Here is a 22,936-nt window from a genome sequence, read left to right as displayed (position 1 = left end):
CGCAAACCTGCACTAAAGCTAAGAATAACGCGCCGTTCAGATAGCTTGCTTTGTTATAATAGTAACATCTTGAGGGCGAGAAATCCGATATATCGCGGAATCTTGTCACGTTAAATGTGAAATTTATCACATATTAAACGCCGGTGAATTGATAGTGTTATTTTTATAACATTTTAGCTGTTCATTACCGGGGGAAAAATGGATATCGCCGTTATTGGTTCAAACATGGTGGATTTAATCACCTATACCAACAGCTTTCCTAAAGCTGGAGAGACGCTTGAGGCACCCGATTTTGCGATTGGCTGTGGGGGAAAAGGGGCCAATCAGGCTGTGGCGGCAGCAAAACTGGGTGGCGAGGTGATGCTGGTCAGTAAAGTCGGCGATGACCTGTTTGCGCCCACCACGTTGGCTAATTTGCAACAGCAGGGCGTGGATACGCGTTATGTCACAACCGAAAAAAGGGTTTCCAGCGGCGTGGCCCCCATTTTTGTTGATGATCAGTCGCAAAACCGCATTTTAATTATCAAAGGCGCGAATCAGCACCTCAAGCCGGCGGATATTGATGCTGCGGGTGATGCGTTGAAACGCTGTCGGTTGATCATTCTTCAGCTCGAAATTCCGCTGGAAACGGTGTACTACGCTATCGATTTTGCCCGTCAGCATGATATTCGCGTCATCCTCAACCCTGCGCCCGCCGTGGCAGACCTGGATATCCGCTATGCCTGCCAGTGCGACTTTTTTATGCCCAATGAGACGGAGCTGGAAATTCTTACCGGGATGCCGGTGGGGACGGATGATGACGTCAGGCTGGCCGGTGCATCCTTGCTGAAACGTGGCCTGAAAAACCTGATCGTTACGCTGGGCAGTCGCGGATCGTTGTGGATGACCGGAGAGACACAGCACCAGGTTGCGCCTGTGCCGGTTAAGGCAGTGGATACCAGCGGTGCGGGTGATGCGTTTATCGGCTGCTTCGCTCATGAACTGGTGAAAACGGGCGATATTCCTGCGGCGATGGCCAAAGCCTCCGCCTACGCGGCCTGTAGCGTGACGGCGCGCGGCACACAACGTTCTTATCCTGATACAGCGGAATTTCAGCGCTTTCTTGACCTTCAGTGAGGTACAGCCATGCACCAGAACATTGTTCAGCAAAATGACGGTTATCTAAATAAGACTCCGCTGTTCCAGTTCATTCTGCTTTCCTGCCTGTTCCCCTTGTGGGGCTGTGCGGCAAGCCTGAATGACATTCTGATTACGCAGTTTAAAAGCGTTTTCGCCCTGAGCGATTTTGCCAGCGCCCTGGTGCAGAGCGCCTTTTACGGCGGCTATTTTCTGATTGCGATTCCTGCCTCGCTGGTGATCCGTAAAACCAGTTACAAGCTGGCTATATTAGCCGGTCTGGCGTTGTACATCCTGGGCTGCCTGCTGTTTTATCCCGCCTCGCATATGGCAACCTACACCATGTTTCTGGCGGCGATTTTTGCCATTGCCATTGGGTTAAGCTTTCTGGAGACGGCGGCGAACACCTACAGCTCAATGATCGGACAGCGTCAGCATGCCACGCTGCGTCTTAACATCAGTCAGACGTTTTATCCGGTGGGGGCGCTGATGGGCATTGTGCTGGGAAAATATCTGGTGTTTCAGGATGGAGAAAGCCTGGAAACGCAAATGGCAAACATGACGGCGGCGCAGGCGCATGCTTTCCGCCTGTCCATGCTGGAACATACCCTGGAACCCTATAAATATCTGGTGATGGTGCTGGTGGTTGTCATGCTGCTGTTTATGTTCACCCGCTATCCACGCTGCAAGCCGCAAAGCAACGAAAAATCGCTGCCAACGCTGGGGGAAACCTTTCGCTATCTGGCTAAAAATCGCCATTTTAAACGCGGTATTCTGGCGCAGTTTTTGTACGTCGGTATGCAGGTGGCGGTGTGGTCCTTTACCATCCGTCTGGCGCTTACGTTGGGAGCTGCCAATGAGCGCGAGGCATCCAGCTTTATGATTTACAGCTTTATCTGTTTCTTTATTGGCAAGTTTGTCGCCAACATTTTAATGACGCGTTTCCGGCCAGAGAAAGTGCTTATCGCCTTTTCACTCCTTGGCATCGCAACGCTGGGCTACGTGATGCTGGTGCCCAATTTCACAGCAGTCTACGCCGCGGTGTTTGTCAGCGTGCTGTTTGGCCCGTGCTGGGCGACGATCTATGCCGGGACGCTCGCGACCGTTGACAGTAAATACACCGAAGTCGCGGGAGCATTTATTGTGATGTCCATTGTGGGTGCGGCCTTTGTGCCCGCGCTGCAGGGCTTTGTTTCCGATCACCTGGGATCGATGCAGCTGGCATTCGGCGTGTCGCTGCTGTGTTTCGCATGGGTTGGGTTCTATTTTTGGGGCGAGCTGCGCCACAAAAAGCAGCCTCGCCTTAGCGGAAACCTGGCGGAGGAGGGGCGATGAAAACCCGTTTACCGCTTTGTCGCGAACAGTTCACCTACACGCCTTGCCTGCTGCTGGAGAGCGAGGACTTCAGCGTCGAGCTGTTTCGTTATCCTGCGGGCATTGAAGCCATTCGCATTCACAACCGACGGGGCACGGTAATTGTGTTGCCGTTTCTGGGCCAGATGGTGTGGGACGTGAATTTTGACGGCCGCGCATTAACCATGGGACATCGCTTTAAACAGCCGCTGCCGGGTGATTCGATTATCGATACCTATGGCTGCTTTGCCTTTCACTCTGGCCTGCTGGCGAATGGCTGCCCTGCTGCGGAAGACACGCACGCGCTGCACGGCGAAATGGCCTGCGCACGCATGGATACAGCATGGATTGTGCTGGAGGGCGACAGACTTTCGGTGGAGGGCGAAACCGAATACATCAAGGGGTTTGGTCACCACTATCGGGCGGCTCCGGCGGTAAGATTAGGGGCCAGTCAGGCACGACTGGTGCTGGAGATGAGCGTCACCAACCTGGCTGGCGCGCCGATGCCGTTGCAGTACATGTGCCACATCAACAGCGCGTGGGTGGCGCAAGGGCAGTTCAGGCAGACGATACCGGATGAGGCATTTCAGCTGCGCCGCTCCCTACCGGCACATGTGCGGCCCACGCCGCAATGGACCGCTTTTACCGCTTCCCTTGCCGGCGATCCCGCCGCTTTACGCCGGTTGGATCAACCCGAGATGTACGATCCAGAGATTGTCTTCTTTGCCGATCGTCTGACGCAGTACGGGGAGAACGTTCAGTTTGAACTCCATTCTCCGGACGGTTACGCCCTGATGACCCGCTTTTCCACTGCACAGTTCCCACATGCCACGCGCTGGATACTGCATAATGCGGATCAACAGGTTGCTGCCTATGTGCTGCCTGCCACCTGCCGTCCCGAAGGCTTTGCTGCGGCAACGCGCGCCGGAACGTTAATCGTGCTGATGCCCGGCGAGCAGCGCCATTTTCAGGTCGAAACCGGTCTGCTGTAAAACCCGTAAGGCGACGCTTCGGGGTCGCAACCTTACCGGGTGAAACAGGCTGTTGTTACCGCATCGTCTTTTTCCCCTGGGATTCCGGGAGCGTCATGCGCCCCGGATAATCCCTGTGGCGAAACGCGCTGGATAGCCTGTCGGTATCTTCGTTCGCGCTGGCTTCTTACTGAAGCCAGCCTCTTCAGACCGGATAAACACACCGATATGCCGCGTCATATCAGAACCCCGCCGTCACGCCTCCTGTTTTTTGCCCGGCTGAGAGCCCTTCTTCTTTTGTTTTCGCACCGATGGAGGTGATTTTCGCCATCTCTTCCTCTTCCAGCGCCGAATATAAGCTGTTTTATGTGATCAAGATCACATAAAAAGACATTAGCCACCTTTATGAGAATGCTTACCCTTTTAAAAGTTGAATGATAATGATTATTATTAATGTTGTCATTATCGTTAAAAAGCGCATATTTAATGCAAATTAACCACATAAAATGTAGTTTTTAATGATTTTTTTAAAAATAAATTCTTAATTTTCTTGATCTCATGGGTTAGCCAGCTCGGCTAAAGGTTACTGAATCTGAACTGACTCGCGCGGTCTGGCGCATGCTGCTGCCCTGTTTTCACGGTGGCCGGGCGGCCTACGTCTTTAACAAAGGAACAGGATATGGTGTTACGTAAGCAAAATCTGTCGGTGCCTCGCCGACATCTGCCTGATGAGGTCCTGACTGCTCAGGACTTTATCTTTAACGACGCGCAAATCCCTGCGTGGCATCAGCAAACGCAAGAGGCGCTGGCGCTGATCTCCAGCACCGTTCAGCGCGTTGAAAAGCCCTTCAGCGGTATTCTGCCCCACGAGCTGGCTCCGGCTTTCAGCGCTGTCGATCTTGACCAGCCGCTGGGAAATAACGAGGCCGCGCTGGAAGAGCTGCGGACGCTTTATCTGCGCGATGCCGTCTGGTTCCACCATCCCAAATACGTGGCGCACCTTAACTGCCCGGTCGTACTGCCGTCTCTGCTGGCCGAGCAGATCATGGCGGCAGTCAACAGCTCCGTGGATACGTGGGACCAGAGTGCGGGCGGAACGCTGATAGAACAGAAGGTGATTGACTGGACGCTGGGCCGCATCGGGCTGCCTGCGAGCGCAGACGGCATCTTTACCAGCGGCGGGACGCAGTCGAACCTGATGGCGATGCTGCTGGCGCGCGACAGCTGGTGCGCCGCACATCATCCGGGCCACCTGATCAAACATCAGGGCCTGCCTGCCGATGCGGCAAAATGGCGCGTGTTGACCTCCAGACTGAGCCACTTCAGCATCCAGAAATCGATGGCCATTCTCGGCCTGGGCTACGATGCGGTCATCCCGGTAGCGTATGACGACCATTACCGCATGGACAGCGTGCAGCTTGAGCAGGAGATTCAGCGCTGTCATGAGCAGGGCCTGATCCCCATCGCCGTCGTTGCCACCAGCGGCACCACCGATTTCGGCAGTATCGATCCGCTGGAAAGCATCGCGAAACTTTGTCAGCAGCACGGCATCTGGATGCACGTCGACGCGGCATACGGCTGCGGCCTCCTGGTTTCCGAACAGCATCGCCAGCGCCTCAACGGCATTGAAAAAGCCGACTCGGTGACGGTGGATTACCACAAGTCATTCTTCCAGACCGTAAGCTGTGGCGCGTTCTTTGTGCGCGAGAAACAGCACCTTAGCCATGTGACGCACCATGCTGATTACCTCAATCCGCTTAGCGCCCAGCAGGAAGGGACGCCAAACCTGGTCAATAAAAGTATTCAGACCACGCGTCGGTTTGACGCGCTGAAAATGTGGCTGACCTTACGCATTATGGGGCCGTCTGCACTGGGTGAGGCATTCGATACCATTCTGACGCTGACTCAGGCAACCCATCAGCGGCTGAACGCCCATCCGGCGATTGAGGTTCTGCATGCGCCTGAACTGACCACCCAAATCTTCCGCTTCGTGCCACGCCCTGGCATGAATCCCGCACAGCTGGATGCCATCAACGCCGGTATCCGCAAGGCGCTGTTCCGATCCGGTAATGCGGTGATTGCCGGGACCAAAGTGGAGGGGCGGCAGTACCTGAAATTTACCCTGCTGAATCCCACCACCTCGGTGGCTGACATTGAAGATGTGATCGCCCTGATTGCCCATTACGGTCGAGAACAGGCGCGTGACGTGACATTACCCGTGGCTAACCAGTGAGAACGGTGCAATGAACAACCAGGTGTATGACTTTATCGGTATTGGTATCGGTCCTTTTAATCTCAGCCTGGCCTGCCTGAGCGAACCGGTTGAGGGGCTGAAGGGGATTTTTCTGGATCAAAATTCGGGATTCGACTGGCACACCGGCATGATGCTGGAGAGTGCGCATCTGCAAACGCCCTTTATGGCTGACCTGGTGACGCTGGCCGATCCCACCAATCCCTATAGCCTGCTCAATTATATGAAACAGAAAGGGAAAATTTATTCGTTTTACATTCGCGAAGACTTCTTCCTGATGCGTAAAGAGTACAACCAGTACTGTCAGTGGGCCTGTTCACAGCTGAGTAATTTACGCTGGAACACGCGCGTAGACTATGTAAGCTACGACGATGCCCGACAGTGTTACTGCGTTCGCTCGGTGGATACGCTCACGGGTCAGCAGCAAGAGTGGCTGGCCCGTAAGCTGGTGTTGGGCACCGGACCCACCGCCTGGCTGCCGGCGTGCAGCCGACCGCACCAGTCGCGTTTCACCCATTCCAGCCAGTATCTGGCAGACAAAGCGGAATTGCAGAAAAAAAGCACCCTCACCGTGCTGGGAAGCGGGCAGAGCGCTGCAGAGATCTATTACGATCTGCTGACGGACATCGATCGGTTTGGCTATCAGCTGAACTGGATCACCCGCGCGCCGCGTTTTTATCCGCTGGAATACACCAAACTGACCCTGGAGATGACCTCGCCAGAATGGGTCGACTACTTCCACGCGCTGCCGGGGGAGAAGCGCGATGCGCTGAACGCGCGCCACAAAAATCTCTACAAAGGCATTAACAGCACGTTAATCAACGACATCTACGACCTGATGTACGTCAAGCAACTGGATGGCGCGCTGGACGTTAACCTGTTCACCCATTCTGAACTTACCGGTATGCGCTGGTTGCCAGGCGGTGAATGTGAACTCGCGCTGCATCATCAGGAACAGGATTGTGCTTACACGCGTCGTACTCAGGGCCTGGTCATGGCAACGGGTTATCAGTATCGCCCGCCGATGTTTATCGAAGGCATCAGCCAGCGTCTGCGCTGGGATGAGAAGGGCCGTTACGACGTCCAGCGCAATTACAGTATCGACCTGCACAACCAGGTCTTCGTCCAGAACGCGGAGCTGCATACGCATGGTTTTGTGACGCCGGATCTTGGCATGGCCTGCTATCGCAACTCGGTGCTCCTGCGTGAACTCACCGGGCGGGAAGTTTATCCCGTTGAGCGTCAAATCGCCTTCCAGACTTTCCCGGCCCAAACGGAACACTAATATGTCACAGTCCACACTTTTCACTGCGGCCCGTCCAGCGGGTCAGTTTACTCTTCGTCCCCTGCTGCCCGCTGATGTGAGGCTTATTCACCGCTGGGTCACGCGCGACTACGCCCGCTTCTGGGGAATGCAGGATCACGCGCCAGAGCAGGTCGCCGAATTCTATCAACAGCTGACGGCAAAAGATCCCCATGCGGCGTTAATCGGCTGCTGCGATGGCGAACCGGCGTTTCTTATCGAATGTTATCGTGCCAGTGAGGATGAGGTCGGCAGGCATTATCCCGCCCAGCCAGACGACTACGGCATGCATATTCTGATCGCGCCCGCGGTGACACCGGTCAGCCAGTTTAGCTGGCAGGTGTTCAGCACGGTCATGGACTACATGTTCAGCCGCCCCGAGGTTAACCGCGTGGTGGTCGAGCCGGACGTGCGCAATGACAAAATTCATCGCCTGAATAAACGTGCGGGTTTTCGCTATCAGCACACCATTGATATGGGACATAAAACGGCCTGGTTGGCTTTCTGCCAGCGCGATGATTATCAGCAGGCCCTACTGCAGGATTCACTTATGAATAACACCACACCGCTGTTGAACGGTTCACACCTCACCGGACATGACTGGCTGCAGGCCAACCGTTTACTGATTCGCAAAGCCATTGCCGAATTTGCGCACGAGAAGCTGATCACCCCTGTTGATGTCGGCAGTGGCCGTTACCAGCTGGCCGTGCCGAATGGCGAATCAGAATATGTTTTTTCCGCACAACGGCTGGCGCTTGACCACTGGGAAATCGATGTGGCTTCCCTGCAAAAACAGGAAAACGGCCACCGTTTACCGCTGGATGCGCTGCAGTTTATTGAAGAGTTCAATGCCCAAATCGGCATCCCTCAGGCGCTGTTGGCGACCTATATGGAAGAGATTAGCAGCACGTTGTGCAGTAGCGTGTTTAAACTGCAGAAGAACAATCCAGACAGCCAGGCGCTGGTGAAGGCGGACTTCCAGACCCTGGAGTCGTCGATGACGGAAGGGCATCCCTGCTTTGTCGCCAATAACGGCCGTATTGGTTTTGATGCACGCGATTATCTCGCTTATGCGCCTGAGGCGGCGACGCCGGTGAGATTGATCTGGGTCGCCGTGCATCGACGTAATGCTCACTTCTCCAGCATCAGTGAGCTGAGCTATGCGCGGCTGTTGCAGGAGGAGTTAGGACAGGCTGCCCTCGACCAGTTCGCCGCTCAGCTGGCGAGCAAAGACGTCGTTGCCGAAGACTATATCCTGATGCCGGTCCATCCCTGGCAGTGGCAGAATAAACTGCTGACGGTGTTTGCTGCGGATATTGCTAACCAGGACATTATTTATCTCGGAATCGGTGAGGACCACTATCAGGCTCAACAGTCGATTCGCACCTTCTTTAACCGCAGCCAGCCGCAGAAACGCTATGTGAAAACGGCGCTGTCGGTGCTGAACATGGGCTTTATGCGCGGTCTTTCGCCTTACTATATGGCGACCACGCCCGCGATTAACGAATGGCTGGAAACGCTGGTGGCAAACGATAGCTGGCTCCAGCGCTGTGATTTCCGCATCCTGCGTGAAGTGGCCGCAGTGGGCTATCACAACCGACATTACGAACGCGCGATCAAAGGCGACTCTGCCTACAAGAAAATGTTTGCGGCCCTGTGGCGTGATAATCCGGTCACTGACCTGCAGCCTGGCCAGCGTTTAATGACCATGGCGGCGTTTCTGCATGTCGATCATCAGCAGCAGCCGTTATTACCGGCGCTGATCGCCGATTCGGGGCTGCCAGCGGAACAGTGGATTGACCGTTACCTGAACTGCTATCTCAGCCCGCTGCTGCATTGCTTTTATCAACACGATCTGGTGTTTATGCCTCACGGTGAGAACCTTATTCTGCTGCTGGAAAACAATGTGCCGGTCAGCGCCTACATGAAGGACATCGGCGAGGAGATTGCGGTGATGAATCCGGATGCGGTTCTGCCTGAAAAGGTGCAGCGGCTGGCGGTGGACGTGCCTGAACATCTGAAGCTGCTGTCGATTTTTACCGATGTCTTCGACTGCATTTTCCGCTTTATCAGCGCGATTTTGCATCAGTCTGATACCTTGTCGGAAACCCAGTTCTGGCAGCGGGTGGCGCAGTGCGTCAAGGACTATCAGCAGGCCCATCCGCAGCTTGCCAGTAAGTTCGCCCGCTACGATATGTTTGCGCCCGAATTCACCCGCTCTTGCCTGAATCGCCTGCAACTGGCGAACAATCAGCAGATGATTAACCTGTCCGATCCTGCAGAAAACCTCAAGTTTGCCGGTACGCTGGAGAATCCCATCGCCAAATGGCGGTAACGGGATAATGACCTCCTTTCACATCAGCGCGGTCGCTCAGGCGACCGCGTTTTTTATCGTTTTTCTGGACATTATTCACGATGGCTCTTTTTCAACCGGTCTCGCGCCTCACGCGTCGACATTTCCTGTTCCCCTTATCGCTGGTGTTATTTGAGTTTGCCACCTATCTGGCGCACGACATGATTCAGCCAGGCATGCTGCTGGTCACGCAGGCATTTCACGTGGGTCCGGAGTGGGTCTCCACGTCACTGACCGCTTACCTGATGGGCGGCATGCTGCTGCAGTGGCTGTTGGGCCCGCTATCCGACAAGCTGGGACGACGTCCGGTGCTGCTGGCAGGCGTTGCCTTTTTCATGCTGACCTGCCTCGCAACCCACTGGGTGCAGAGCATTGGGCAGTTTATCCTGCTGCGCTTTCTTCAGGGCATCAGCCTGTGTTTCATCGGTGCAGTCGGTTATGCCGCCATTCAGGAGGCATTTGACGAAGCGCTCAGCGTAAAGATGATGGCGCTGATGGCTAACGTGGCGCTGCTGGCACCGCTGGCCGGGCCGCTGGCGGGCACGGCGTTTCTGGCTGTTGCGGACTGGCGCACGCTGTTTCTGTTTTTTGCCGCCCTGTCTGCTCTGGCATTGACGGGCCTGTGGCTCTCGATGCCGGAAACGGCGGGCGACAGAAACACCTCCGTGTCGCTGAAGTCCCTGGCTGCCGGCTATTACGCCTTGTTAAAAGATCGCCAGGTGATGTGCGGTTCACTGGCCATCGGCCTGGTGACGATTCCCTGTCTGGCCTGGGTAGCGCTTTCTCCCGTTATCCTGATTCACGATCTGGGACTGAGCCGCATGGATTATGCGCTGCTCCAGTTACCGGTCTTTCTGGCGATGATCGCCGGAAATCTGCTGCTGGGGCGGCTTGCCAGCCGTCTGCCGGTTGAACAGCCGCTGCGGCTGGGGGCCTGGCCGATTATGGCGGGTTTGACGGTGGCCGCTGTTGGCACCTTTATCAATGCAGGCAACGCGGCATGGCTGACGGCGGGCCTGAGCCTTTACGGATTCGGCACCGGAATGGTGAATGCCGGGCTGTACCGACTGACATTGTTCTCCAGCCGGGCGGGCAAGGGCAGCGTCGCGGCGATGTTAGGGATGGTCAGTATGGTGGTGTTTGCGCTGGGCATTGAGGCGGTGAAAGCGGCGTACTTCGGAGGCGGAACGGCCTGGTTCAGCCTGATTAATCTGCTGTGCGGGCTGTTATGGCTGGCACTGGTGCGGTCGTTTCTGCGCGAAAAACAGCGGCGACACAGCACCGTAACGGCCTGAGGTGAGACAGGCGGCCAGGTGCCGCCTGTGGGAAGGATCAGAAATCGTAGCCGACGGTGGCAACGATGGTGCGTTCAGCCCCCCAGTAGCAGAAGCCGGTGCCATAGCAGGCGGAGACATAGTCGCGATCGGTCAGGTTATTTGCGTTAACCTGCACAAAAGCCCCTTTCAGGCTGCTGTTCCAGACGCCTAAATCGGCACGTACCGAGGCATCAAACAGCGTGGCGGAAGGCAGACGAGTGGTGTTTTCATTGTCTGCCCACTGCCGACCAATGTAACGGACGCCTGCACCTACGCTGATCCCGGCATCAAACTGGTATTTCGCCCACGCGGAAGCCATCGAGTTGGGCGTCACGTAAGGCGTATGACCGTTGTTACCGTCGATAGAATCTTTGAAGCGCACGTGGTTGAGCGTAAAGCTCGCCAGCGTGCTCAGGCGCGGAGTGAGCTGATTATGGGCTTCCAGTTCGAGGCCCTGAGAGTGCACTTTCCCGGCCGGTTCGTAATAAGAGCCTACCACCACGCGGTTACCCACATCATTTTGCGTCAGGTCGTACACGGCTGCTGAGTAGAGATCGGACGTGCCCACGGGCTGGTATTTAATCCCGGCCTCGTACTGCTCAGACGTGGTCGGCTTCAGCAGGTTGCCGTCCTGTCCGGAAAGCGATTGCGGCGTAATGGCCTGACTGTAGCTGGCATACGGAGAGATACCGTTATCAAATGCATAGAGCAGCGCCGCGCGACCGCTGACGTGATCGTCTTGACGGCGATATTGCGTATCCGTGCTGTACTGTCTGTTTTCAGACACGATCCGATCGTAGCGGCCGGAGAGATCCAGATGCCACTTGTCCCATTTCATCTCATCCTGCAGATACATACCGGTTTGGTAGTAACGGCGCTGTGAGTTCTGGAATACGTAAGCCGGATTCGTCCCCACGGCCTGGCCTGTCAGCGCGTTAAGCTGACTGGCTAAGCCACTGGCATCACGCAAATCATTGGTGTACTGATGATATTCCGCGCCCAGTACGACCTTATGATCTACCGGACCCGTGGCAAAATCGGCTTCCAGTTGATTATCGATCGCGTACGCATTCAGTGAAGAACGTGAACCGGAATAGTAGCGATTAAGCAGTTCAGACTGCGGAGAATCCCAGCCAGCCTGATAAACCTGATCCAAATCGACATTGGAGTGGGAATAGCTGGCATTGGAGCGGAAGGCCCAGGTTTCATTAAAGCGGTGAGCGAACTCCGCGCTGTAAATTTGCTCGCGACGTTTGAACTGATCCAGTGTACTGTCGCCGTCATAAAAACCGGTGCTGAGCTTACGTCCGTTATGCTCGGTTATGCTGCCATCACCCGGCACGGCGCTGTGATAGCCACCGGAAGGATCCTTCTGCAGATAGGCGCGTAACAGCAGTGACGTATCTTCATCCGGTTGCCACAGCAGCGAGGGCGAAATCGCATATTTTTCTTCGCGGGTATGATCGTACTGCGTATCGCTGTTGCGCGTGATGCCGGTCAGACGAAAAGCCCACTGATCGTTGATCGCGTTGGTGTAATCAAATGCGGCGCTGTTGGTGTTATGGGTGCCGGTGGACAGACGGAAATGTCCTTCAGGCGCATATTGAGGACGCTTAGAGGTCTCCATCACTAATCCACCGGGAACGGTTTGGCCATACAGGGCAGAAGAGGGGCCTTTGATCACGTCAATGCGTTCGAGGAACCAGGGATCAACCTGCAGCACGTTGTAGCTGCCCGGATCGCTCATCAGCCGCAGGCCGTCCAGAAAAATATTATCAACGTCGCCGCCGTGGAAACCGCGCAACGATACCGTATCGTAGCGGGTGGCCGCACCGGCGAAGTTCGTAAAGGCGCCCGCAGTGTAATTCAGCGCCTGATTCACATCCATCGCACCCTGATCGTCCATTTGCTGGCGCGTGATCACCGAGACTGACTGCCCGGTGGTGATCAGCGGACGATCGGTCTTGGTTGCGCCTTTACTGACGGTCGCCGTATAGCCTTCTGTCGGGGTTGTCGACGTTTCTTCGGGCTTTGCTGTGACCACCAGCGTGTTGGCGGCAAAGGTCACTGCAGGTGTGGCAATGGCGATGGAACACAGCAACGCTAACCGTTTCCGGCAGAAAGGCATTCTCATTGTTTATCCCTTACAAATGGTAGATACGCCGCTCCCGACAGAGGAAAGGAGCGAAAATTGGTGTTAAGAACAAGTTATTTACATTGAATGCAAATGAGAATTATTGCCTTTACTGTTAATCATTACAAGATGTCTACAGCGTTATTGTTAAAGAAATTGCAGGCTAACGGGGTAAACACGCGTGGAACGTGCGTCAGGGAAGCCTTTTCGGGCAGGTTGTATCGGGCGGGGCGAGGGAGAAACATTCAACACGCTTCACGTACAACGTGAAGGCAGGCCAGGCGATCTGGCCTGCCGGGGAGGAGATGTCAGATGGCGACCAGACCGCGCACGTTCTCCGCCTCCATGTCACTGCCACGACCGCGCTGGATAATCTCGCCGCGCGACATCACCAGATAGCTGTCGGCCAACTCAGCGGCGAAATCATAGAATTGCTCAACCAGCAGAATCGCCATATCGCCGCGCTGCGCCAACTGACGGATCACCATGCCAATCTCTTTGATCACCGACGGCTGGATCCCTTCCGTCGGCTCGTCGAGGATCAGCAACTGCGGACGACTTGCCAGCGCGCGACCAATCGCTAACTGCTGCTGTTGTCCCCCGGACAGGTCGCCTCCGCGCCGCGACTTCATGTCGAACAGCACGGGAAACAGCTGATAGATCTCATCAGGCACCTGTTTGGCCTGTGAGGCGGAGAAGCGGGACAGGCCCATTAGCAGATTCTCCTCAACCGTGAGACGGGGGAAAATTTCGCGGCCCTGTGGCACGTAAGCGATGCCGGACTGCACGCGCTGATGCGGCTTGCGCGTCCCGATCGGCTTGTCCTGCCAGCGTACCTCACCCGATTTGGCCGGAATCAATCCCATCAGGCATTTCAGCAGCGTGGTTTTGCCCACGCCGTTACGGCCCAGCAGGCAGGTGATTTCGCCTGTTTTTACCTCAAAAGACAGGCCGCGTAGAATATGGCTGCCACCGTAATACTGATGCAGTTCAGATACCTGTAACATTTAGCGCCCCAAATAAACGTCGATGACCTGCTCGTTGGCCTGAACCTCGCGCAGCGAACCTTCCGCCAGCACCTTGCCTTGATGCAAAACCGTGACGTAGTCGGCAATGGTTTCCACAAAGCCCATGTCGTGTTCAACCACCATGAGTGAGTGTTTCCCTGCCAGGCTACGGAACAGCTCGGCGGTATAGTCGGTTTCCGCATCGGTCATGCCGGCCGCAGGTTCATCCAGCAGAAGCAGGTGCGGCTCCTGCACCAGCAGCATGCCGATCTCAAGAAACTGTTTCTGTCCATGCGACAACAGGCCCGCCTGGCGGTGACGCGAACCCGTAAGCCGCAACAGGACGAGGACCTCGTCAATCCGATCCCGCTGCTCGCTGTTAAGCCGTGCGCGCAGGCTGGCCCAAACGGTTTTGGTGGTTTTCAGGGCAATTTCCAGATTTTCAAACACCGTCAGCGCTTCAAACACCGTGGGTTTCTGAAATTTGCGTCCGATACCGCGACGGGCAATCTCAACGGGGGAGTGGCTGGTCAGGTCATTATCCTGATCGTAAATGACCCGGCCCTTATCCGGTCGTGTTTTACCGGTAATCACATCCATTAGCGTGGTTTTTCCAGCGCCGTTAGGGCCGATCACACAGCGCAGTTCGCCCACGCCTATCTGTAAGGACAGATCGGACAGGGCGCGAAAGCCATCAAAAGAGACGGTGACGGCTTCCAGTTGCAGCACCGGATCGCGCTGAACACGATGACGATCGGCGGGAAATGATTGGGTATACGGGTGCTCAGTCATCTTTTCTCCGGCGGAGTAAGCCAATCACGCCACGCGGCAGAAACAGCGTGACCAGAATAAACATCATCCCCAGAAAGAACAGCCAGTACTCGGGGAAGGCAACGGTAAACAGGCTCTTCGCGCCGTTAACAATCGCGGCGCCCAGCAGCGGGCCAATTAAGGTGCCGCGTCCACCCAGTGCGACCCAGATAGCGGCTTCGATGGAGTTGGTGGGGGACATTTCACCAGGATTAATAATGCCGACCTGAGGCACATAAAGTGCGCCCGCCATGCCGCATAACACGGCGGACAGCGTCCAGACGAACAGCTTAAAGCCACGGGGATCGTAACCGCAGAACATCAGACGGTTTTCCGCGTCGCGGACCGCCGTCAGCACCCGGCCGAATTTACTGCGTGCCAGGACAAAACCCAGGCCTAAACTGACTAACAGCAATATCACCGTCGCGACAAACAGGCCGATGCGCGTGCCCGTGGCGGTAACATTAAAACCCAGCAGGGTGGTGAAGCCGGTAAAGCCGTTGTTGCCACCAAAGCCGGTTTCATTGCGGAAAAACAGCAGCATGCCGGCATAGGTCAGCGCCTGGGTCATGATGGAGAAATAAACCCCTTTAATTTTCGAGCGGAAGGCGAAAAAACCAAAGACCAGCGCCAGCAGGCCGGGAACCAGTACAATCAGGCACAGCGCCCAGGCAAAATGCTGGGTGCCCGCCCAAAACCACGGCAGCCGATCCCAGGAGAGAAAGGCCATAAAGGCCGGTACGCCGTCGCCCGCCGCCTGGCGCATCAGGTACATGCCCATCGCATAGCCGCCCAGCGCAAAAAACAGGCCGTGTCCCAGAGAGAGTAAACCGGCATAACCCCAGACCAGATCCAGCGCCACCGCGACCACCGCATAGCACAGAATTTTACCCACCAGGGTTAAGGTATAGGTCGATATCGCCAGCGGATGGGTTGCCGGCAGCAGCGCCAGAAATGGCATGATCAGCAGCATCAGCGTAACCAGTGCGCCAATACCCAGCGTCAGGCGCGGGGCCTGACGAGCCAGACGTAAGGAGATGGGTTGCGTCATTAGTCAGTCACCCTTCCTTTCACCGCAAATAACCCTTGCGGACGTTTTTGAATAAACAGCACGATCATGACCAGAATCAGGATTTTCCCCAGCACCGCGCCGATTTGCGGTTCCAGCACTTTATTGAGAATGCCCAGCCCCAGCGCAGCCACGACGGTGCCGGCCAGTTGCCCCACACCGCCGAGCACCACCACCAGGAAAGAGTCAATAATGTAGCCCTGGCCCAGTTCCGGTCCGACATTTCCCAACTGGGACAGGGCCACGCCGCCCAGCCCGGCGATGCCGGAGCCCAGGCCAAAAGCCAGCATATCGACTCGGCCTGTTGGCACGCCGCAGCAGTCGGCCATGGCCCGGTTTTGCGTTACCGCCCGCACGTTCATCCCCAGCCGCGTGCGGTTCAGCAGCAGCCAGGTCAGGATCAGCACAAACACCACGAACAGAATGACCGCAATACGGTTCCAGGGCAGAACCAGATTCGGCAGCACCTGCAATCCGCCGGACAGCCAGGCGGGGTTCGCAACCTCAAGGTTCTGCGCGCCAAACAGCATCCGCACCAGCTGAATCAGCATCAGGCTGATGCCCCAGGTGGCTAACAGGGTTTCCAGTGGACGGCCATACAGGTGACGGATAATGGTGCGCTCCAGCGCCATACCGATAACCGCCGTTAACCCAAAGGCGACCGGGAGCGCCAGCAGCGGATACCAGCCGATGTAATGCGGCGCGAACTGCTGAAACAGGTTTTGCACCATCCAGGTCGCGTAGGCACCCAGCATCAACATTTCCCCGTGCGCCATATTGATCACGCCCAGCAGGCCGTAGGTAATCGCCAGGCCCAGGGCGGCAAGCAGCAGTATCGAACCCAGCGACAGGCCGCTAAACGCCTGGCCCAACAGATCGCCCCACATCAGGCGGCTTTTAATCTGTTGCAGGCTTTCTTTTGCCGCCTCGCGTACGGTTTCATCGGGCTCCACTGTGGGCTGGGTCAGCCGTTGCAGGCTGGCCTGGGTGTTAGGATCGCCGGACTCGCCCAGCAATTTCACCGCCCGCAGCCGAACCATGGGTTGAGGGCTGGACAGTTGCAGGCTGGCCGCCGCCATCGCCAGCGCGGCATGCACGCGCGCATCCTTTTCGAGGCTCAGGCGTTGCGTAATCAGCGGGAGAAGATCGGCGGCGGCGTCATTTTGTAACTGCTGTGCCGCACTCAGGCGTACGCTGGCGTCGCTGCTCACCAGTTGATGTGCGGCGAGCGCACTGGCGACCAGCACGCGCAACCGGTTATTCATAAACAGTTTTTTTAGCGCGCCCTTCGGCTGTGATGACGTATCCAGCGGCTGGAGCCCATTACCGGTTTGGCTAAAAGGATGACGATCCTGATCCGTGACCACGGTTTCGGCTTTCAGCGCCTGAAGCAGCGGCAACCGGCTGACATCTGGCGCAGCGGCCCACTGTTGCAGCAATTCCGCCTGCTGAGCGCGGCTCGCCGCGGCGAAGTCGGCCGCCGGTCCGGCGCTGGCAAACAGCGGCAGGAGCAGCAAAAAACTAAAGAAACACAGGCGAAGCGTCATGGGAGAGCCTCATCAAATAGGCGATCATAGGAAGTCCTTACTGCCGCCCCACAGAGGGATCAGGGGCGGCACCTGTCTTACTGAGACGTTTTCACCAGGTGATCGGGTTTTTTGTCATTACCGGGGATATACGGGCTCCAGGGTTGGGCGCGTACCGGTTTGTCGGTTTGCCAGACCACGTTGAACTGACCGTTTTCTTCCACTTCGCCAATCATCACGGGTTTATGCAGATGGTGGTTAGTCTGATCCATCGTCAGGGTAAAGCCATCCGGCGCTTTAAAGGTCTGCCCGGCCATGGCGGCGCGCACCTTATCCACGTCGGTGGTGCCCGCTTTTTCGACGGCCTGCGCCCACATATGGATCCCTACGTAGGTCGCCTCCATCGGATCGTTCGTCACAACGCTGCTGGCATTCGGCAGGTTATGGGCTTTGGCATAAGCACGGTAATCGGCGACAAATTTGGCGTTGGTCGGGTTATCCAGCGATTCGAAGTAGTTCCAGGCGGCGAGCTGGCCGACCAGCGGTTTGGTATCAATTCCACGGAGCTCTTCTTCGCCCACGGAGAACGCCACCACCGGTATGTCGGTGGCTTTGATGCCCTGATTCGCCAGCTCTTTGTAAAACGGCACGTTGGAATCCCCGTTGATGGTGGAGACCACCGCGGTTTTCCCGCCTGCGGCGAACTTCTTGATATTGGACACGATGGTCTGGTAATCGCTGTAGCCGAACGGGGTATAAACTTCTTCGATGTCTTTATCCTGTACGCCTTTGGTGTGCAGGAAAGCCCGCAAAATTTTGTTGGTCGTGCGGGGATACACATAATCTGTTCCCAACAGGAAGAAGCGTTTCGCGCCGCCGCCATCCTGGCTCATCAGGTATTCCACTGCCGGAATAGCCTGCTGGTTAGGGGCTGCCCCGGTGTAGAAGACGTTCGGTGACATCTCTTCACCTTCATACTGTACCGGGTAGAAGAGCAGGCCGTTCAGCTCTTCGAAGACTGGCAGCACGGATTTTCGTGATACCGAGGTCCAGCAGCCAAACACCACCGCAGTTTTGTCCTGGGTCAGCAGCTGGCGCGCCTTTTCGGCAAAGAGCGGCCAGTTTGAGGCGGGATCCACCACCACCGGTTCGAGCTTTTTACCCAGCACGCCACCTTTCGCATTGATTTCATCAATGGTCATCAGGGCGACATCTTTCAGTGGCGTTTCGGAAATCGCCATAGTGCCGGAAAGCGAGTGCATAATACCCACTTTGATGGTGTCAGCCGCCTGGGCGCTCCATGAGAATCCCATACCTGCAACGGTAGCGGAGAGTGCAAAAGCCTTGAGCAATGAACGTCTTTTCATCAATGTTAAACCCCTGGTTAGATGGATGCGTTATTCGATGGGTTGGAGCCTGGCCTGCTGTAACATATGGATCGTGATCTTCCTGACCTCAGCCTTACTGGCGGCAATGTGTTCGCTCAGCATCTGCTGGGCTTTGCCGGTCTGCTGCAAAAAAATGGCCTGTAAAATTTGCGCGTGCTCGCGATACGTCGCCGCGATCCTGTCTTCGCGGGTAAAATCGAGACGACGGATAATGCGGATCTTCTCGGTCAGTTCAGCGTGAATACGCGCGATTTCACTGTTGCCCGCGGCGGCGACCAGCGTCATATGAAAGGCCTCATCGTGCTGCGACACTTTCTTGCCGTCGTCCAGCCGGGCGGCCTCACACCAGAACTGATAAAGCTCGCGCAGCCGGGCGGCGCACTGCGCCGATGGCAGACCGCACAGACGCTTCACGGCTTCGCACTCCAGTACCGTGCGCAGATCGTACAGCTCTTCGAAATAGGCAAAATCGAAGGTTTTGACCTGCCATCCGCTGCGAAACCACACATCGACATAGCCTTCACGCTCCAGCCAGAAAAGCGCCTGCCGGACAGGCGTGCGGCTGACCGCCATACGTTCAGCAATTTCACTCTCGCTGAAGCGGTCACCGGGCATCAGGCGAAACTCAAAAATGTCGTTTTTCAGCGTCTGGTAAACACGTTCCGCCAGGGCTTCCGGACGCGCTTTATTACGGGGTAAACGGGTTGTCATCGGCCCTCCTTATTCCAGCCACAGCAGCGTATCGCCAGGGCTGACGGCGCGCCCTGCCTGACAGGCGATGCGTTTCACCCGACCGGCGCAGGGGGCTGCAATCGCCAGCTCCATTTTCATTGCCTCAACAATCACCAGCGTCTGACCCGCGCTGACGTCATCCCCGGGCTGTACCAGCACTTTCCAGATATTGCCGTTCATATCTGCCTGCACCGCGTGCGCGCTGTCATCTTCAGCGGAGGTATGAGGCGTGATATCTGGAGGAGAGGCGATCTCCTGTTCCTCCTGCGACCAGCGCGTAACTTCCTGCTCGAAAGCCGCTGCCTGACGCTGGCGAAACGCCGTGATGTCCTGAGCGTTATCTGCCAGGAATTGTTGGTGAGCGGCAAAATCAAATTCAGTTTCGTCAATACGCAGCGTGGCGCGACCTTCGCGGAAATCGTCACGTAACTGCGTCAGCGCCTCTTCCGTTACGGGATAAAAGCGCACCTGATCGAAGAAGCGCAGCAGCCAGGGTTCGCCAGCAGTAAACTGCGCATTTTTGAGGAACTTGTTCCAGATAGGTAAGGTACGGCCCACCAGCTGATAGCCGCCGGGCGAGTCCATGCCGTAAATGCACATATACATCCCGCCGATGCCGACGGTGCCTTCTGCCGTAAAGGTACGGGCCGGGCTGTATTTGGAACTCAGCAGGCGGTGACGGGGATCGACAGGCACGGCGCAGGGCGCGCCAAGGTACACATCCCCCAGCCCTAAAATCAGATAGCTGGCCTCAAAGATCGTGTCGCGGACCTGGTCGCGGCTGGTTAATCCGTTAATGCGCTGAATAAAATCGACATTATTTGGCAGCCAGGGCGCGCTGGCACGCACGGTTTCTTTATAGCGTTCCACCGCACCGAGCGTCGCGCTGTCTTCAAAGGCCATCGGTAGCCAGACGATGCGTGACGGAACTTTCAGGTGACTGACATTGCCGAGCATCGCTTCCCGTTCCAGCAGCACGTTCATTAACTGCGACTGACTCAGGACCAGGCTGTCGTAGCGAATTTGCAGCGAGCGCACGCCGGGAGAGAGCTCTTCGATCCCGGTAACAGGCTGAGCACGCAGCGCCTCCATTAATAAATGCACACGCAGACGCAATGCCAGATCGAGGACGTTGTCGCCATATTCGATGAGGATGTATTTATCACCGGCCTGGCGATAGACCGCCCTGGGGGAGGTTTCCGTAGCGGCGACAGCGGCGAGCAGGGTGCAGGAACCAAAGCGGTTTTCAGCCAGCGAGGGGACGGCAAACGTGGGCGCAGAGTGCGGCCGCAGCGTGGCAATCACCTGCTTCTGAGCCTGTTCCCGCGCGGTCGCTTCCTCTACGCTGATGGGGTGAAAACGGATGCTGTCACCAGGTTTGACCTGACCGACTTTCCACAGCTCGGCTTTGGCTATCGTTACCGGGCAGACAAAGCCGCCAAGGCTGGGGCCGTCGTGGGTGAGGATCACCGGGAAATCACCGGTAAAGTTGACTGCGCCGATAGCATACTCGCAGTCATGTACGTTGGAAGGATGCAGACCAGCCTCACCGCCGTTAGCACGAGCCCAGCTCGGTTTTGGCCCGACCAGGCGTACGCCAAGGCGGTTTGAGTTGTAGTGTACCTGCCAGTCGCTGGCAAAAAAGTCGTCGATGGCGGCCTGGGTGAAGAAGTCAGGTGCGCCGTGCGGTCCGTACAGCACGCCAATGTGCCATTCGTTCGTGTAGGTCGGTATCAGCGCCGGGCTGAGCGCCTGGGGCGCGCTGATCGGGGCCGGTGTGGTACAGGCGGCCAGCAGCGGCTGGGAAACCGGCAGCATATCTGCAACCCGCAGCGTCCGCCCCGCGTGCCCGCCAAACTGACCAAGCGAGAAAGTGGAGCGGCTGCCGAGGTATTCCGGTACGTCAAAACCATTACGGATGGCCAGGTAACAGCGACAGCCTTGCAGCGCGCGGCCCAGCGTGAGCGTTTGTCCCGCATTGACCGTGACAGGCTGCCAGTTTGCAACGGGTTCACCATCCAGCATGGCGGCGCAGTCAGCGCCGGTCAGGGCAATTGTCGTCGCACAATGAAAACGCAGCGTCGGGCCCTGTAAGGTAAATTCCAGTCCTGCTGCGGCCTCATGATTGCCGACGATACGGTTAGCCAGCCGGAAAGCATAGTCGTCCATGGGGCCGGAGGGCGGTACGCCGATATCCCAGTAGCCAAGGCGGCCCGGAACGTCCTGCACGGAGCTAAAGGTGCCGGGCTGCAGAACTTCCACTACCGCGGCCGACGGCGTGAAATCATCCAGAAAACCAGTCCAGACGTCGCCACTCTGGAAGGCGTCGGTGGCGATGACCTGCCGCAGGTAATCAAGATTGGTGGCGATGCCGTGCAGTTGAGTGGCATTCAGCGCGCGTTGCAGTTTGGCCAGCGCGGCGTCCCGGGTTTCAGCATGAACGATCAGCTTGGCGATCATGGGATCGTAGTAGCTCGATACGTCGCTACCGGTGCTGATTCCACTATCGACGCGCACATCCTCGGGAAAGTGCACATGGGTTAAGACACCGGGACAAGGCTGAAAATGTTTAAGCGGATCTTCAGCGTAGAGCCGGACTTCGATCGAGGCGCCCTGAGGTGCCTGCTGCAGGCGCGGCCAGTCGATCGCTTCATCGGCAGCCACGCGCAACATGCACTCGACCAGGTCAAGACCCGTGACGCATTCGGTGACCGGATGTTCAACCTGCAGGCGGGTATTGACCTCCAGGAAATAGAAGGCGTCCTGCTGCGCATCGTAAATGTATTCGACGGTGCCCGCGCTGCGGTAATTGACCACCTCGCCCAACCGGACTGCCGAGGCGAGCAGCGCATCGCGGGTTGCAGCGGGCAAACAGGGAGCGGGCGTTTCTTCTACCACTTTCTGGTTGCGGCGTTGCAGAGAGCAGTCGCGCTCGCCCAGAGCGACCACGGTGCCTTTGCCGTCGCCAAAGATCTGTACCTCAACATGGCGGGCATGATCGATGCAGCGTTCAAGAAATACGCCTGCGTCGCTGAAGAACTGTTCGCCAAGCCGGCGCACGCTCTCCCAGGCATGCCGGAGCGCCTCGGCATCCGCGCAGCGCGTCAGGCCGATGCCGCCGCCCCCGGCCGTGCTTTTTAACATCACCGGATAACCAATATGGCTCGCGGCGGCCAGGGCGTCATCCAGCGAGTCGAGCAGCGGCGTGCCTGGCGTCATGGGAACACCGGCGTGCGCTGCCAGTTCACGGGCACGGTGCTTTAAACCGAACTCACCAATTTGCTGCGCTGTCGGTCCAACAAATACGATGCCGGCCTCCTCACAGGCGGCGGCAAACGGCAGGCTTTCAGAGAGAAAACCGTAGCCCGGCCAGACAGCCTGGGCGCCGCTTTCCTGCGCGGCCGCCAGAATTTTATCAATGCGCAGATAGCTGTCGCTGGCTTTGTCACCGCCCAGACAAATAGCGATATCGGCATCTTTGACATGTTGCGCGTTACGGTCGGCATTGGAAAAGACCGCGACGCTGGTAATGCCCAAACGTTTCAGGGTACGGATAGCGCGGCAGGCAATTTCGCCACGATTGGCAATCAGAACGGTGCTGAACATG

The 22,936-nt window shown here is 56.8% G+C and carries 15 protein-coding genes; 7 read left to right on the top strand and 8 right to left on the bottom strand.

Translation table 11 applies throughout. The features are described from left to right. Positions 1-198: 198 nt before the first annotated feature. The 7 genes from rbsK to P9J57_RS17405 all read left to right on the top strand — a co-directional run bounded on the left by rbsK (position 199) and on the right by P9J57_RS17405 (position 10,642). Positions 199-1,116 (top strand): ribokinase, encoded by a 918-nt coding sequence (rbsK, locus tag P9J57_RS17435; protein ID WP_483279313.1) that lies wholly within the window; start codon positions 199-201, stop codon positions 1,114-1,116. A gap of 9 nt (positions 1,117-1,125) precedes the next feature. Continuing rightward, positions 1,126-2,451, top strand: coding sequence for an L-fucose:H+ symporter permease (gene fucP, locus P9J57_RS17430; RefSeq protein WP_013024528.1), 1,326 nt, complete (start codon positions 1,126-1,128; stop codon positions 2,449-2,451). Further along, the gene (locus tag P9J57_RS17425) at positions 2,448-3,461 is read left to right on the top strand and encodes an aldose 1-epimerase family protein (RefSeq protein ID WP_210476172.1); all 1,014 of its coding nucleotides are present in this window, start codon (positions 2,448-2,450) and stop codon (positions 3,459-3,461) included. The genes fucP and P9J57_RS17425 overlap by 4 nt, the downstream gene beginning before the upstream one ends. A gap of 658 nt (positions 3,462-4,119) precedes the next feature. Continuing rightward, positions 4,120-5,673 carry a pyridoxal phosphate-dependent decarboxylase family protein gene (locus P9J57_RS17420; RefSeq protein ID WP_029568443.1) on the top strand — a complete coding sequence of 518 codons (1,554 nt, stop codon included), beginning with the start codon at positions 4,120-4,122 and terminating at the stop codon, positions 5,671-5,673. 10 nt (positions 5,674-5,683) lie between these two features. Then, complete coding sequence (locus tag P9J57_RS17415) at positions 5,684-6,976, top strand: lysine N(6)-hydroxylase/L-ornithine N(5)-oxygenase family protein (RefSeq protein WP_013024531.1); 1,293 nt, start codon at positions 5,684-5,686, stop codon at positions 6,974-6,976. A 1-nt stretch (position 6,977) separates the two neighbouring features. Then, positions 6,978-9,329 carry a GNAT family N-acetyltransferase gene (locus P9J57_RS17410; protein WP_022622273.1) on the top strand — a complete coding sequence of 784 codons (2,352 nt, stop codon included), beginning with the start codon at positions 6,978-6,980 and terminating at the stop codon, positions 9,327-9,329. A gap of 80 nt (positions 9,330-9,409) precedes the next feature. Beyond that, positions 9,410-10,642, top strand: a complete 1,233-nt coding sequence (locus P9J57_RS17405; RefSeq protein WP_015700995.1) for an MFS transporter — start codon at positions 9,410-9,412, stop codon at positions 10,640-10,642. Positions 10,643-10,679: 37 nt separating this feature from the next. On the opposite strand, the gene P9J57_RS17400 is transcribed toward P9J57_RS17405, so the two are convergent. From P9J57_RS17400 to uca, 8 genes are all read right to left on the bottom strand, one after another. Continuing rightward, entirely contained in the window at positions 10,680-12,797 is a 2,118-nt protein-coding gene (locus tag P9J57_RS17400; protein WP_015700994.1) for a TonB-dependent siderophore receptor, read from the bottom strand. A 308-nt stretch (positions 12,798-13,105) separates the two neighbouring features. Continuing rightward, positions 13,106-13,804, bottom strand: coding sequence for an urea ABC transporter ATP-binding subunit UrtE (urtE, locus tag P9J57_RS17395; RefSeq protein WP_013024535.1), 699 nt, complete (start codon positions 13,802-13,804; stop codon positions 13,106-13,108). Further along, a complete protein-coding gene (urtD, locus tag P9J57_RS17390) occupies positions 13,805-14,596 on the bottom strand; it encodes an urea ABC transporter ATP-binding protein UrtD (protein ID WP_014595297.1) in 792 nt (263 codons plus the stop codon). After that, positions 14,589-15,665, bottom strand: coding sequence for an urea ABC transporter permease subunit UrtC (urtC, locus tag P9J57_RS17385; protein ID WP_013024537.1), 1,077 nt, complete (start codon positions 15,663-15,665; stop codon positions 14,589-14,591). The genes urtD and urtC overlap by 8 nt, the downstream gene beginning before the upstream one ends. Next, positions 15,665-17,230: an urea ABC transporter permease subunit UrtB gene (urtB, locus tag P9J57_RS17380; protein WP_013024538.1), complete on the bottom strand. Its 1,566-nt coding sequence runs from the start codon at positions 17,228-17,230 to the stop codon at positions 15,665-15,667. Before urtB ends, urtC begins: the two co-directional genes overlap by 1 nt. Before the next feature lie 77 nt (positions 17,231-17,307). Beyond that, a complete protein-coding gene (urtA, locus tag P9J57_RS17375) occupies positions 17,308-18,576 on the bottom strand; it encodes an urea ABC transporter substrate-binding protein (protein ID WP_483279312.1) in 1,269 nt (422 codons plus the stop codon). Positions 18,577-18,606: 30 nt separating this feature from the next. Beyond that, on the bottom strand, positions 18,607-19,308 hold the full coding sequence (locus P9J57_RS17370; RefSeq protein WP_483279311.1) for a GntR family transcriptional regulator: 702 nt from the start codon (positions 19,306-19,308) through the stop codon (positions 18,607-18,609). Between the two features lie 9 nt (positions 19,309-19,317). Next, on the bottom strand, positions 19,318-22,935 hold the full coding sequence (uca, locus tag P9J57_RS17365) for an urea carboxylase (protein ID WP_483279310.1): 3,618 nt from the start codon (positions 22,933-22,935) through the stop codon (positions 19,318-19,320). Position 22,936: the final 1 nt, after the last annotated feature.

It is taken from the genome of Pantoea sp. nfd-35 (assembly GCF_056892255.1).
Note: the sequence above shows the minus strand (reverse complement) of the source record. Positions and strands in the feature narration are given on the sequence as shown.

What these genes read in the sequence shown, in the direction of transcription:
- rbsK (WP_483279313.1), top strand. Translation starts at nt 199, where the DNA reads ATGGATATCGCCGTTATTGGTTCAAACATGGTGGATTTAATCACCTAT.
- fucP (WP_013024528.1), top strand. Translation starts at nt 1,126, where the DNA reads ATGCACCAGAACATTGTTCAGCAAAATGACGGTTATCTAAATAAGACT.
- P9J57_RS17425 (WP_210476172.1), top strand. Translation starts at nt 2,448, where the DNA reads ATGAAAACCCGTTTACCGCTTTGTCGCGAACAGTTCACCTACACGCCT.
- P9J57_RS17420 (WP_029568443.1), top strand. Translation starts at nt 4,120, where the DNA reads ATGGTGTTACGTAAGCAAAATCTGTCGGTGCCTCGCCGACATCTGCCT.
- P9J57_RS17415 (WP_013024531.1), top strand. Translation starts at nt 5,684, where the DNA reads ATGAACAACCAGGTGTATGACTTTATCGGTATTGGTATCGGTCCTTTT.
- P9J57_RS17410 (WP_022622273.1), top strand. Translation starts at nt 6,978, where the DNA reads ATGTCACAGTCCACACTTTTCACTGCGGCCCGTCCAGCGGGTCAGTTT.
- P9J57_RS17405 (WP_015700995.1), top strand. Translation starts at nt 9,410, where the DNA reads ATGGCTCTTTTTCAACCGGTCTCGCGCCTCACGCGTCGACATTTCCTG.
- P9J57_RS17400 (WP_015700994.1), bottom strand. Translation starts at nt 12,797, where the DNA reads ATGAGAATGCCTTTCTGCCGGAAACGGTTAGCGTTGCTGTGTTCCATC.
- urtE (WP_013024535.1), bottom strand. Translation starts at nt 13,804, where the DNA reads ATGTTACAGGTATCTGAACTGCATCAGTATTACGGTGGCAGCCATATT.
- urtD (WP_014595297.1), bottom strand. Translation starts at nt 14,596, where the DNA reads ATGACTGAGCACCCGTATACCCAATCATTTCCCGCCGATCGTCATCGT.
- urtC (WP_013024537.1), bottom strand. Translation starts at nt 15,665, where the DNA reads ATGACGCAACCCATCTCCTTACGTCTGGCTCGTCAGGCCCCGCGCCTG.
- urtB (WP_013024538.1), bottom strand. Translation starts at nt 17,230, where the DNA reads ATGACGCTTCGCCTGTGTTTCTTTAGTTTTTTGCTGCTCCTGCCGCTG.
- urtA (WP_483279312.1), bottom strand. Translation starts at nt 18,576, where the DNA reads ATGAAAAGACGTTCATTGCTCAAGGCTTTTGCACTCTCCGCTACCGTT.
- P9J57_RS17370 (WP_483279311.1), bottom strand. Translation starts at nt 19,308, where the DNA reads ATGACAACCCGTTTACCCCGTAATAAAGCGCGTCCGGAAGCCCTGGCG.
- uca (WP_483279310.1), bottom strand. Translation starts at nt 22,935, where the DNA reads ATGTTCAGCACCGTTCTGATTGCCAATCGTGGCGAAATTGCCTGCCGC.